Below are 13,201 nucleotides of genomic sequence, written 5' to 3'. Positions count from 1 at the left end.
ATCGGATTCACCCCTTTTCATGTTTTGTACTCGGATACTTATGGCGCTACGCGAAGGATGTATGCTTTATCTGCATTGAGATATTTTTTCGCGATTTCCTGAACATCTTTAGGGGTAAGTTTTTGTACTTGATCCACGATGTCTTTGTTGTAGCTGAGCGGTAACTGGGCTGTTGCCAGTCCTGCTGCTTCTGCACTGCGACTGCCGAGGCTCTGATGTCCACGGTAGTACTGGCCGCGCATCAAGTTTTGTCCGCGTTTGATCTGCTCTTCAGAAAGAGGCTTGTCTTGAATCTCTTTAATGATTCTGCGGAAACCAGCCATTGCAGCTTCTTCTTTCTCAGGCTCGGTGCCGATGTAGAAGTAGGTAAAACCGGCAATGGTGGACTGCCAACTTGAGGCCGTTACAGTGTAACCAAGTCCATGCTTGTCGCGCAGGTCATTGAAGAGCAATCCGCTCTGACCGGCGAGGATGGTCTGCATGAGCTCAAGTCCTGCTGTGTCTTTGCTGGTAAGCGGCACAGTTTCAAAAATCATAAACAGGTGCGCCTGATTACGGTCTTTGAGAGAAATGGACTTGGTGCGATCTTTATTCCAAACAGGAACGAACTTTTCAGGACGTTGTTCTGTTGGTGTAGGGAGCTGTTTTGCAAATTCGATGATTGCATCACGGTCAAATTCACCGGCGACAGCCATTACCCATGGCATTGATTTCTGTTTGTTCCAGAAAGCGTCAACGTCAGCCTGTGTGAATTTTTCTACCTGTGCCGGAATGCCTGCATGGTAGTAACTGTAGATGGAATCAGTAAACAGGAACGGGAAGAGGTTGCGTGTAGCCAAGCCAAGAGGCTGGTCTTCGCGCAACTTAATGCCTGCTACCTGATCAACTTTTTCGCGATTAACTTCCTCATCAGCCAGCGTTGGAGTTTGCACCATTTTAGTGAAGAGTTTCAGAATGTCACCAGAGAAGCGGGCAGGGTAACGCGCGCTTACTGAGAATGTTCTTCTGCTTGCAGATGCTGCAACAGATGCGGCACGGTCTGCAAGGTATTCTTCAATGGCAGGAGCATCCATGGAACCTGTGCCTTTGGTAAGAACGCGGGCAGCAAGTACGGAAAGACCTTCCTGATCTTTATTGATCAGAGTGTCTCCGCCCATGAAATCCATATCAATCGCAACGTATGGCAGAGTTGTATCTGGAATCAGAATCAACTGGCGACCATTACCGAGATCGATAACTTCTTTTTCGCCGGTGGAGTCTTTTGCAATTTGCTGTTTTTTTACAGCATCTTTTGATTCCCAATTTTTAACTACCTGTGCGGTAAGCGTGGTGCCGCTTACTTCGCCATCCTGTGGTGCGAGGACTGTTGCCTGCAAATGTTCCGGCTTGAGGTAGGTGTCGATGAGGGTCTGAAGCTGTTCACGGTTTACGTTATCAACTTCATCAAGGTAATTCTGTTCACCTTGTTCGCCGCCAAAGAAGAATTCAAACATGCCGATCTTGGAAGTAAGGCCGGAAAGAGTTTCTTTAGAGCGGAAAAGTGAGTCTTCAAGATTTAAACGAACGCGGGCAATGTCTTCATCTTTGAATTCAGAAGCCTTGAGGTTGCGTAAATCTTTCATCAATTCAGGCCAGAATTCATCCAGCTTATCTGTATCAAGCACTGCTGTAATATAGATAAGACCTGCACGTTCAAAAGAGTATGCAGATACGGAGATGGCATCGACCAACTGTTTTTCATACTGGTACTTGCGGTAGAACGGAGATGTTTTATCTCCACCCATGAGCTGTGCCAGCATGTCGAGACCTGTGGTGTTAACATCGTCAAACCCCGGAATAGGGAAAGAGATACCAAGGTATACTTTGTTCCACTTGCCTTCCACTACCTGAATGTTAGGTCCGGTCATGTCCAGTTTGTCAAGATTAACAACGGATGGCGGGGTAACATTGGCAGTGTTTTCGAGACTACCGTAAAGCTTTTCTGCTTCAGCGAGCACAGCTTTTTCGTCTATATCACCGCATACAACCAACAGCATCTGCTGTGGCTGGTAATGCTTTTTGATGTAGTTGGTAATATCTTCGCGAGTGAAGGAATTGATGGTTTCGCGGTAGCCGATAATTGGCCATGCGTAGGTTGTACCTTTCATAGTCTGCTGTTGCAGCTTTTTGAAAAGAAGACCGAACGGGCTGTCTTCACCGCGTTCCAGTTCGGAAATAATAACTTTTTTTTCTGACTCAAGCTCTTCCGCATCAATATTGGCAAAAAATGCCTGATCGCGTAAAACTTTCAGTCCAGTTTGCCATGCATCAGCAGGTAGATCTGCAATATAAACTGTGTAATCAAAACTAGTAGCGGCGTTAAGATAGCCACCTAATTTTTCAATACTTGCAGCGATCTGGCCTTTTGCATAGTTTTTAGTGCCTTTAAAAACCATATGTTCAAGCACATGGCTGATGCCAGCTTCCCTAGGCTCTTCATAGCCTGACCCAGCATGTACATACAGTCTTGTTGAGACGAGCGGAAAACGCTTATCTTCTTGAATCAAAACAGTAAGACCATTTTTGAGTTTAGTCACCGTTGCCGCAGACGCTGCGGTTGCAGTGCACATCATAAGTACTCCACAAAAAAGTATAATAAGTCGTTTGAACATTCCATGCCTCCTAATTGCCTAAGCAAAAAACATGTTCAACGGATAGTGTACGCAATGGTTACAATTTGGCAAGGAGAACCATTGGTTGTGACATACAGGTTATAAGGGGGCTGTGCAAGCTATGTGTACATTGAACTCATAACAGGGTATGGTGTTGCGACTTATTGCATGCCAAGGGTTTTTCCCCATACGGAGTGATGTTTGAATGCTGGATTCGCTTGTTGGAACAATTCTGACAGACGCACGAACTGTACTTGATGATTTGGATCCATTCCTTCTGGATTTGGAAGTATCTGCCGAACGGGCAGATGCAGTGCTTCTCTCAACAATATATAATACAACCCCGCTACTTTCTAACTGTTTTAATTTACTTGGGCTGACTGATGCAGTTGCTCTGGTAGATTTGTTGCAGCTAGTAATCGGGGCGTTCCGAAAACGGACATTATCACTTTCGTATGTGAATATTCGAGAAGTCATACGTGCATTCAGTGCACTGGTGGCGTTTCTTGATAGTGCCGATGCTGAGAAAATTTCTAAGGCAAATAATGCATTGAAGGAGCTGATTGAGGCAACGTGGCCTTCTGACGCAAAAACGATGCTTGCCATGCATTCGCTACGCGACCCGCAGGGGGACGTAGCCTTTTCTGTTTCCGGCTATGTGCTGCAGGATGATTTCATGCAGGAGTGCACATGTTTTGTGCTCGAACTGGATGATAGCGGACTGTTAGCAGGTACCCAGTTTACTCCTTTCTCATTACTTCAGTTCCTCTACAAAAGTGGTCAGGTGCTTGGCGTACAATTTGCGTCACCGGCGTCTGGTGCATACTTACACGTTTTGTTTGCAACGGTGCTTAATACAGAGCAGTTGCAGATGGTTCTCGATATTCCTGAAGAAGCTATTCATGTTGTTTCTATGTCAGCTTTTGATTCAAAGAATCCTGCTTGGAAATCAGCACTGTTGCCAATTGGTACTGACAATGTTGAAACTTGCAATGTTGAAGCCCGTCAAATTGAAATATCTAAGAATCCTGAGTCTACTGACGTAGCTTCCTTAGAAGAGAGTGAATCTGCTGCTCCTTTATACGGAGTTTCAGACCAGCAACGTCCTCTCGATTCAGCGGATATTCCTGTAAGCTCATATCAACCGAGAGAATACGCTTCACCTTCCTTGTCTTCTGATTCAATAGCGGATGACAAGTTTGCTTTACTTGAAGCAGAGCTTGAAGGGGAATTGTTTGAAGAAGCCATTTCTGCTGGAATTGCCTCTCGGTCACTAGATAAAGCACAGCAGGAATTACCGGAGAAGGCTGAATCAACAACCAGCAGCGATGCAGAGCCGTCTGAACATTCTCAGGCGCAAGGAACGCTTCTTGATGGAACTTTGGATGCGGCAAAGCAAGAACCCGCTAAGCAGGTAGAAGAGCTGCATGGATTTAGCTATGAGCGCAATTCTAACAGCGTGACGCTGTATGTTTCAACAGTCGAAAATGCTGTTGAGGCAGAACAATTGCGTGCAGTGCTGCTCGAATTGTTGTCGACATCTGCTGATGTTGAATTGGTGTTACGCGTCCCGATTCATGGAAATTTAGAGCTGCTTCAGTTGTTGTTGTCAGCAGCGATGACGGCCGGTTTGCGACGTCAGGAATTTAAAGTTTCCGGTGAAGGGAAAGAGAGTGTCGCCATGTTACTTGCAGGCTGTGGCATAACAATCGACGTGCTTAAAGCTCAGGGTATCGCAGATTTTTTGGGCTAATTAACGTTCTGCATAAAAAAAGGACTGCCTTTATACGCTCGCGTCCCCCGCCGATTACGTAAATGGCAGCCCTAGGAGTGGTGTAAAGTTTATTTGACGTTACACTCAGAGCTTTCGCTGCAATAATTGAAAATGAACTGACCTATCTGAGTACCCAAGTACACACATTCAATACCATTCAAGCATTCCTGCGCATCTTTAGGTTCGATATATGTAATTAATTCATGATGGTGCTTAGATAATTGGGCAACCCATGCATTTTTTTCTTTATCAAACTGAACAGACAAATCTATCTGTTGTTTTGTGATTTCCGGATAAAACGATAATATTTTAGTGCGTAATTGTTCTGGAGTAATGATCATGCGACAGCTCCTTTGCTTCTAGTAAGCATAGTTGAGAGGGCAGGGCTGCACAATGTTTGGAGCTCAATATATAAAGTGGAATAAGGCATGATAGCTCGGTATCATGCCTGAATTGTGTGGCATTTGGTGATGCTGTATGTAGGAAAAAATAACGAAAAAAAGCCGTGACCATATGGTCACGGCTTTTTCTGTTAACAGAAAGGAATGTTCTACTTTTTAGTAGATAAGAACTCACTTCGCAGAGAATCAATAAGTTTTCCTACGGGAATGATTTCTTTAATACGGTGTACGTTAGTACCTGAGAATGCAAAGCCTCGAGAAAGGTTGCCTTTTTTAGCATTAAGCAGTGCTGCAGCGATGCAGTACGGGCTTTGTTCATGTGCGCAGTTGTGAATACACTCAAATGGGCACTTGAACGGCTTTTTAAGACCGTTTCGGGAGTCTTCAACAAACTTGTTTTTCAGAGCGCGACCGGGGAGACCTACAGGACTCTTAATAACGGTTACGTCTTCTTTTCGTGCTTCAACGTACGCTTGTTTAAAGCGATCGTCTGCATCACACTCATCAGTAGCAACAAATCTGGTTCCCATCTGTACCCCTGCTGCACCCATTTCGATGAATTTTTTAATATCTTCACCGGTGTAGATGCCCCCTGCAGCGATAACAGGAATGGTTTTTCCTGATTTTGCTTCAAATTCTTTAACAGCTTCAATTACTTCACTGATCACTTTTTCAAGTGCAAAGTTAGGATCTTCGAGCTGTTCAGCTTTAAAACCAAGATGGCCGCCTGCTTTGGGTCCCTCAACCACAAAAGCGTCTGGCAGGTAATCATACTTGGATGCCCACTTTTTACAAAGAATCTTAGCAGCGCGAGCTGATGAGACGATAGGCACAAGTTTGGTGTTAGCTTTTTCCTTGTGTTCTTCGTAATACTCTTTCAGGTACGCAGGTAAATCCATAGGAAGTCCAGCACCTGAGAAGATTACGTCGATCTTTTCATCCAAAGAGGTTTTTACGAGATCAGCAAAGTTCGTAAGAGCAACCATAATGTTTACTCCGAGTACGCCCTTGGTCATCTCTTTTGCTTTGCGAATTTCTTTACGCATAGCACGGATGTTAGCTTCCATAGGGTTTTTGCCTACGTCTGGCTCACTCATTCCGATCATAGCTCCAGCGATAACTCCGATGCCTCCCTCATTGGCAACGGCACTAGCAAGATTGGAAAGAGAAATTCCAACGCCCATACCTCCCTGAATAATAGGAGTATTGGCAACAAGGTCGCCAATCTTCAAGGTAGGAAATGACATGATTCAGTCCTCCAAATGCGGCGCTTCAATTCCGCATTGTGATTATATGTACTGCGCGGTGTCTCGCAGTCAGAGTACGGCAGTTAATTTAGACATACTGCACTCAATTATTTGCTTCGTCTTAGTCTTTACACAGAACAGCCAGCAGTGCAAGTACACCATTGGCAATGGCGACCTTTTCGGGGTCTAATTATTGGTGATTTTTCGATGTGTCTGAGCATGAATTGGAGAATAAGCGGGATGTGCTCTGTGATAATTTCATCGTGGAGTTCGTCATCAATTTTTTCAAAGAATAGATGCTCCTTACCGTCTTTTTTCAATTCAACCCATCCGGCGTCACAAGTAGATGTGAGCCTTGGATTGTGCATCATGTACAAATACGCAGGCAATTGCAGGTTAACAACTTTGTCTGCTAACTGGTTAAGCGGGTCTTCAACACCGCCATCCCATGTACGCATTTGTGCCATCAGGAATTCGTCCTGCCATAGGCCGTTGTCCGGTTTATGAATGTTGCCTGTTTTGTAATCCAGAATAACCCGCGTGTTATTACGGATATCAATCCGGTCGGCAATTCCGGCGATGGAGCGCTCTTTAGCATCAACACCAATAGTTTTAATAAGTCTTTTTTCCAGAGAGTCAATTTTAGCCATAGGCTGATTTCGCAAGAAGCGGCTCAGGCGTTCTTTTCCTGCTGTCTCCAGCATGACAAAGGAATCGTAAGGCACTTCTTCTTTTATGCTCGATTCATGAAGCATTTGCACAAACATGCGTTGCAGCGGTTCTGGATCAAGCTTGCTGAACTCGGTTTCTTTATGCAGATACTCAGTGAAAAACTTTTCTAAAACTTTGTGGAACAGATCACCGATTGCGGCAAAGTCTTCGGCCTCGTTTACTTCGTCCACAGGGCGCAAGTTGCCAATGCGCTCCATATAGAACTGCATAGGGCAGTTGAGATATGTGTTGAGTGCAGAAGGTGAAACCGGCTTGGCTAAAAAAGTTTCAATCATGTCATTAATTGCGGGAGTACGCTGAATGACATGGTCTTCTTTTTTGATGGTGGAAACGGGATAGCTGATACCGTGCAGTGGTGCGTCGCCTGGTGCAAGGAGTTTACCTTGCTTGCATTCTTCTTTCCACAGCAGCTCTTCTACAAAGCGGGAACGGATATGCTTTTCTTCAAAAATACCGGTACGCTCAGATCCTGTCTGGTAGAGCACATGAACATTTGTTGCTCCGCGAATAAGGCGGTAGAAGTTGTATGCTGCCACGCTTTCACGATGGCGCGCATCCGGCAGGCCAAGCATGGAGCGCAGGCTGTCCGGCAATAGTGGGTCATTACCCGGTAAGCCGGGAAGTTTGTTTTCTGTGGCATCCAGAACATATACATTCTTAAAATGTAGCAGACGAGATTCCAGCATACCCAAAACCTGCAAGCCGGTAAGCGGATCAGCTTCAAAAGGCACACGTTCACCGCGGATAATTTCACGCAGAATGGTGAACAATACTCCCTGAGAAAATTCCTGATTGGCAAGAGAACACTCACGTAATGATGGGATAACCTTACGCATAATGCGGTACATGGATTCTGCATCAATCGGGAATCGATCCCATAGGTTGCCGCCATGTTCCAGCAGAACTGTACACAAGTCAGAAAGAGTGTTTGCAAGTTGCGCCGGAGTCTCAATTTCTTCCCATGCTGTAATGGCGTTGGAGAGAACCCTGTGGAGCAGTTCCTGCATTTCTTCTTCAGAAGCGGTGACATTTTCGTCGCGGGTAAATGGAATAGTGAAAGGCGTGGTATAGCTTTTACCCCGACGCAGTTCTTTTTCCATAGTATGCAAGGTTACACCAAACGGACGCTCTTCTCCGATGGTCAGCATTTTAATATACGGGTGACGAATAAGAGAGATGATGTCTTTCCAGTAATAACCGTCCGCGCGTTTGTTTTCTTGCAGATGCAGCACTACTTCCAACAGCTGAAATAAGTTGGAACGCCAGAGTGGGTAGCCCATGGAAATGTTCACGTCTTTACGTGGCAAATGATGGAGTACCGGCATCATAAGTCCAGTGTCCGGCAGAACTACGGCAGTGTCACTGATGGAGTCCTGTTGCAGAAGCTTCTGTTCCATCGCGTCCAGCTGTGAATGTAGATCGAACCCTTCATAGAGCTGTAAATCTTGTTCACGCTCTTGCGGCTCTTCACATAGCTCGGTGCCGATTGACCATTCGGAAATCCACTTTTTATGCTCACGACATGCCCAGTGAGTCTGACCACCTGTGGTCAGCTCAGCATCAGAATGAATCATGATGGTAGCGCCGTATTCGGTGTGTAAAATGCGGAACAGTTCTTTTTCTACACCGGTAAGACCATAGAAGCCTGCAACGTAAATTTTCTTATGAGTAAGACTCATAACCGGCTTGGAGCTATCCTTCAGTAATTGCAGAACTCGGAACGCATCGTACCCCGGAGTTGTCCAGCCACGATTCTCCAGTTTTTCTGTATACGCATCATGAATACGACCAAGCTGCCCGAGCAGGATTGCTGCAAACGGAACAACCTGTCCTTCCATGTGGTAGTAATCTTCCGGTGTTTTGTTCTGGTTAAAGAAATCTTCCAGTAACGAATTCAGGCGCATACCCCACGGGAAAAAGCGCTGTGGATCATTAAGCGGTAGCGACTGAAGAGGGCCGGACGTAAAGGTGTCTTTCTTGTTAATGTCCTGAATGCATTCCATTAACAGGCCGACACGATCCAGCACTTCAATAACGTGAGGCGGTGTTGGTTCCAACTCACTACGGAGCATCTGGAAAACATCGCTTACCTGAAAGATCTGCGGCATAAGAAATGGTTTCGGAAGCGCTTCATTAAAACGCAGGCTGTCAGACAGATATTTACGCGGACGTGAATGCGGGAAGATAATCAGCGCATCACCCGGATTATTGTCGGTGTCTGCGAGAACCCGTTCCATAAGACCGGAGATAAAATCGTTCTGCCAAGGGATAATGACAAATGGTTTAGTATGCATGGCTAGGCTCCGGTGGAAAGGGTAACGTCTACAGTTTCGCGTGAATCGAGATAAATAATCGTGCCCAGTAGCGCGCAGTTGTCATACGCGGGCATGGCATTCAGTAAGTTGAGGTAACGACGTACCTGCTGTTTGTGTGCAGGATCGTGTCCGCCAGTCTTATATTCAACAATGGTAATGGCGTCAGGCTCACGAACAAGCAAGTCGGCCCTGTGCTGGTTGCCCTGTTCGTCCATTATGCCTTGCTCCGGTCTTCCGAAGTGTTGCCATTTAGTAAAGTCCGGCAGGGACGTGAGCCATAACAGCATATCCGTCAGCTCTTCTTCTACCTCAACCCTGTTTTCCATAGGTAGCGGATATTCGCGCATACCATGCTGAATAGCGCGGTGCACATCTTCCTGCGGATTATCCAGAACACGCAAATGCTCGAGGCAGGTATGAACAAGAATACCGCGGCGGCGTTCATCGTAGATAATTTCTTCAAGCGGGTTACGGAAAATTTTTAATCGCGGCAGCCAGTGCATCGGTTTCCATGCAAGCACGTCTTCATGCGCTGGCATCAGCTTATTGCGATCTACTTCTTCAACTATTTCTACTGTGAGTGTGCTTTCCGGTGCTTCGCCTATGGTAATGCAGCCTTTTTCATCCATTTTATCTTGAAGATCTGTGAGCAGCACTCGTAAGCTTTTTAACAATGGTGAGGTACGTTCGTGTGTCGGTGTAGAGGTGATAACAGCATGCAACTCTTCAACAGGGCGTGTCCATGCTACGTAAAGCAAATGCAGTTGCTCACGAGCATCTTTACCCACAACACGGTAGTAGTCGTCACCTAGTTCTTTACACTGCGGAACAAGGATTTCCTGTCCGTTAAAGGTAAATGCTTCTTGTCCGGAAGGGCGCTGCTGCATTTGGTGATGGAACGGAATGACAACCACAGGGAACTCAAGTCCCTTTGATTTATGCATGGTGAGAATACGGATAGCATCCAGATTTTCCGGCATAGGAACTTTTTCTTCTACGCCGCCGTCCTGCCAGAAGGTGAGGAATGCAGAAAGGGAACGCAGCCCGTTTGTTTCTGCTGTGTGCACAATCTCAAGGAAACGGCGCAGGAATATTTCATCCTGCGGGAAGCGTTTGAATACTTCGAAATGCTCAAAACCTTCACGCACTGTATCGTACGCACTCATCAAGCCTGCCTGTGAATAGAATGGAGCAATCCATTGTTCCCATGCCTGCGGGTAATCAGCTTTAAAAGCGTTGAAGAGAGTGCCCTTGCGCGGTGCTGCAAGCCAGTCATCAAGTTCTGCTCTGTTTATTCCGGCAATGTCGCAGAATAATTCTGAGCCGCTGATAACAGACCAGAAGGCCACGTCGTTAAGCGGGTAATCCAAGAAGGTCAGCAGGTTAACCATTTGTTGAATAACAGGGTGGTCAGCAAGGCACAGGCTGTTTTCAGTAATAATAGGGAAGCCCCATTCTACAAGCCAGTTTGCCAGCATGTTTGCTTCACCGTTGGTGCGAACCAGTACAGCAATATCTCTCAGCTTACGGCGATGCTGTAACTCATCGACAAAAAGGGTTTTGAGTTCTTTGCGGACAGATTCAAACAATGCTTCTGTATTTTCAGCTTCGATATCGTAGAGCTTAACAAGTCCGCCACTGCCTTCTTTATGCGGTGGAACGTTTTGTGCGGCACCGGAGAAGCCTTTCATAATATCCGCAGCCAACTCGTCCACAACGTCTGTAGAAGCTTTCCCTACAAGCTCATTAGCGATGCGCTTTGCGGTCTCTTCATCTTCAAGGCGTGAGAAAATAGCGTTGTTAAACTGCACAACGTTTTCACTACTGCGCCAGTTGTTGTCCAGCGTGGTGCGCTCTGGATCATAGGCAACTGCTTGAATTGCCTCTTCGTCCAAGATGCCGTCAAACAGGTCGGAATCACCACCGCGCCAGCTGTAGATAGCCTGTTTAACATCACCAACGTAAACAACGGAACCTTCTTTTGACAGACACTCAACAGCGAGTGGTTCGATAGCTTTCCACTGTGTTTTGGATGTGTCCTGAAATTCATCAATGAGCAGATGTGTAAGACGGGTACCCATTCGGCAGAAAGCTTCAGAAGCTGCGTGTTCGCCGCTGAGTACTTTTTGCGCGTAAATAGGCCACTGGGAAGCAGGGATAACACCTTTTTCACGCTGTAAGGTCTCAACTTCAGCTGCAAGCGGTTCTGCAATATTAATGAACGGAACAAGCTCTAAGGCTTTACGAAGAATTGCACCTTGAATTTCCAGTAGCGCAAATGTGTCGCACATATCTGCATAGGCTTTATGCAAGTCGGCAGATGCTTTGCCTCTGGATGCTTTTAACACGCAGTCATCGACAGAAGGCTTTTTCGCATATGTGGCAGAAGGCAGCTTGGACGAGAATATAGACAGTGCAAGACACTTGTCTAAGAACTTTGTAAAGTTGGCAGCAGGTTTTATGCCTTCTTCCGCAATAAATTTTTGCACAGCTGTGGTGGTACGGCTGAGTTCTTCATGCAACAGCACAAGCCAGCCGCGGAGGGCATCCCCGTCAACTTCCGGTAATGCTCCATGCTCCAGACGGTATTGCATGAGGGTGTGGACTTTATCGCGAAGCCTGTCACCCGGTACAAAGCCATTCATATCTGTATGAAACAGCAACGATTCGCATGCATCTTTTAACAGTGCACTTTCTTTGCCGCCTTGTGATGCTCGAATAAGCATCTGGTCATAGAGAGGGTCAAAGAGGATTTTATCGTCGAAAATTGGTTCAAAGTCTGGTGGCAGAGAAAGGTCAAGTGCACCAAGGCGTACCAGCATGTTCAGCAAGCTGTCGATGGTACGGATGTTAAGCGAAGAATAGCGCTGGAGTAATTTGTTGACCCATCGGTGAGCATCTTCAGGGTTCCAGGCAGCTGCCGGATTATTCAAATCAGGATAAATGGCTCGTTCTTTCAAAGATTGGATAACACGCTCACGCATTTCCGTTGCCGCTTTGTTGGTGAAAGTAACGGCAAGGATTTCGTACCAGTTGAACGAACCGTCTGGGTTCGCAATGGCACATGCAGTATTTTTTTCTTTGTGTTCTTCCTGAGTGGCTTCAGCAAGAAGACTTAAGAATTTTTGTGTGAGTGTGAATGTCTTACCGGAACCGGCTGCGGCTTTAATCTGTTGGAGCATGGTTGATCCGTACAAAAGAGTGTTAGGGGGTAGTCTGTATTAGCGATGCATATGGTGCAGGGCAGTATGTTTGGTTACTGAATAATGCCCTTACGTTTGAGAGCTTCTATGGTGATCGCTTTGCGATAGTTAGCATCGCTTTTTTGCGTAATAACAATGTTAGTGGCAAAGAACCAAGCTGTTCCTTTTGATTCTACGTAACCGACAAACCAACCCTGTGGTTGTGGAATTTTAGTTGCCCAGCCTGTTTTTCCGTACAGGGTGTAGTCGGGTGTTTGCTGCACGAGTAATAATTTGTTGAGCAAGTCTTGATGCTTTTTATCATATGGTAATGACCGTGCATACAGGGCTTTTAAAAATTCAATTTGTTCAAAGGCAGAAATAGCTAAATCGCCTACAAGCCAAAAATTCGAAATTTCAGGGCCAGCCGTCTGATTTCCGTAGCCAGCCGCCTTAAGGTGTTTCGTATACTTCTTTATGCCGATGCGGCGTGCAAGCTCCTGATAAAACCAGACACAGGAAACAGGAAGGGCGGTTTCAATGGAGTGATCTTTATTCCATGCAGACAGACCTCTGTTTTTGCCATCCCATGTAATAATCTCCTGTTCATTTGCAACAACTTTTTCATCTAACGCAATGAGAGTGTTAAGCATTTTAAAAGTTGATGCGGGCAAAAGCTGCGTGGTTGCACGGTCTTTGTTGTGCAAAAAAACAGTGGTGCCGTCTAGTGAAGAGATGACAATGGTTCCTTCCACCTTGTTTGTATGGAAGAGGTCTGCAAGGGCATCGTCTTCTGCAAACGAGCTGGTGGTGCAGAAAACCGTAAGCATAAGCACTAACAAAAAGTATGAAGCAGAGCGGAGCATAGGTATCCTTCCGTATACTAAAAGCGGTAAGAC

General features: G+C 46.0%; 7 protein-coding genes. 1 reads left to right on the top strand and 6 read right to left on the bottom strand.

Going from position 1 to position 13,201, the window contains the following annotated elements; genetic code table 11:
* Positions 1-38: 38 nt before the first annotated feature.
* Positions 39-2,651 carry a M16 family metallopeptidase gene (locus ACZ5V1_RS08520; protein WP_464391487.1) on the bottom strand — a complete coding sequence of 871 codons (2,613 nt, stop codon included), beginning with the start codon at positions 2,649-2,651 and terminating at the stop codon, positions 39-41.
* Positions 2,652-2,856: 205 nt separating this feature from the next.
* Here ACZ5V1_RS08520 and ACZ5V1_RS08515 point away from each other — a divergent pair, with 205 nt between their 5' ends.
* Positions 2,857-4,404, top strand: a complete 1,548-nt coding sequence (locus ACZ5V1_RS08515) for a hypothetical protein (protein WP_464391486.1) — start codon at positions 2,857-2,859, stop codon at positions 4,402-4,404.
* Positions 4,405-4,493: 89 nt separating this feature from the next.
* Here ACZ5V1_RS08515 and ACZ5V1_RS08510 read toward each other — a convergent pair whose 3' ends face one another.
* The 5 genes from ACZ5V1_RS08510 to blaOXA all read right to left on the bottom strand — a co-directional run bounded on the left by ACZ5V1_RS08510 (position 4,494) and on the right by blaOXA (position 13,168).
* Positions 4,494-4,766 (bottom strand): hypothetical protein, encoded by a 273-nt coding sequence (locus ACZ5V1_RS08510; protein ID WP_160717437.1) that lies wholly within the window; start codon positions 4,764-4,766, stop codon positions 4,494-4,496.
* A gap of 209 nt (positions 4,767-4,975) precedes the next feature.
* The gene (locus tag ACZ5V1_RS08505) at positions 4,976-6,073 is read right to left on the bottom strand and encodes an NAD(P)H-dependent flavin oxidoreductase (protein WP_464391485.1); all 1,098 of its coding nucleotides are present in this window, start codon (positions 6,071-6,073) and stop codon (positions 4,976-4,978) included.
* 128 nt (positions 6,074-6,201) lie between these two features.
* Entirely contained in the window at positions 6,202-9,099 is a 2,898-nt protein-coding gene (locus tag ACZ5V1_RS08500; RefSeq protein ID WP_464391484.1) for a PD-(D/E)XK nuclease family protein, read from the bottom strand.
* 2 nt (positions 9,100-9,101) lie between these two features.
* Positions 9,102-12,302 (bottom strand): UvrD-helicase domain-containing protein, encoded by a 3,201-nt coding sequence (locus ACZ5V1_RS08495; protein WP_464391483.1) that lies wholly within the window; start codon positions 12,300-12,302, stop codon positions 9,102-9,104.
* A 74-nt stretch (positions 12,303-12,376) separates the two neighbouring features.
* Positions 12,377-13,168, bottom strand: coding sequence for a class D beta-lactamase (gene blaOXA, locus ACZ5V1_RS08490; RefSeq protein ID WP_464391482.1), 792 nt, complete (start codon positions 13,166-13,168; stop codon positions 12,377-12,379).
* Positions 13,169-13,201: the final 33 nt, after the last annotated feature.

It is taken from the genome of Halodesulfovibrio oceani subsp. galateae, assembly GCF_055397225.1.
Note: the sequence above shows the minus strand (reverse complement) of the source record. Positions and strands in the feature narration are given on the sequence as shown.

What these genes read in the sequence shown, in the direction of transcription:
- blaOXA (WP_464391482.1), bottom strand. Translation starts at nt 13,168, where the DNA reads ATGCTCCGCTCTGCTTCATACTTTTTGTTAGTGCTTATGCTTACGGTT.
- ACZ5V1_RS08495 (WP_464391483.1), bottom strand. Translation starts at nt 12,302, where the DNA reads ATGCTCCAACAGATTAAAGCCGCAGCCGGTTCCGGTAAGACATTCACA.
- ACZ5V1_RS08510 (WP_160717437.1), bottom strand. Translation starts at nt 4,766, where the DNA reads ATGATCATTACTCCAGAACAATTACGCACTAAAATATTATCGTTTTAT.
- ACZ5V1_RS08515 (WP_464391486.1), top strand. Translation starts at nt 2,857, where the DNA reads ATGCTGGATTCGCTTGTTGGAACAATTCTGACAGACGCACGAACTGTA.
- ACZ5V1_RS08505 (WP_464391485.1), bottom strand. Translation starts at nt 6,073, where the DNA reads ATGTCATTTCCTACCTTGAAGATTGGCGACCTTGTTGCCAATACTCCT.
- ACZ5V1_RS08520 (WP_464391487.1), bottom strand. Translation starts at nt 2,651, where the DNA reads ATGTTCAAACGACTTATTATACTTTTTTGTGGAGTACTTATGATGTGC.
- ACZ5V1_RS08500 (WP_464391484.1), bottom strand. Translation starts at nt 9,099, where the DNA reads ATGCATACTAAACCATTTGTCATTATCCCTTGGCAGAACGATTTTATC.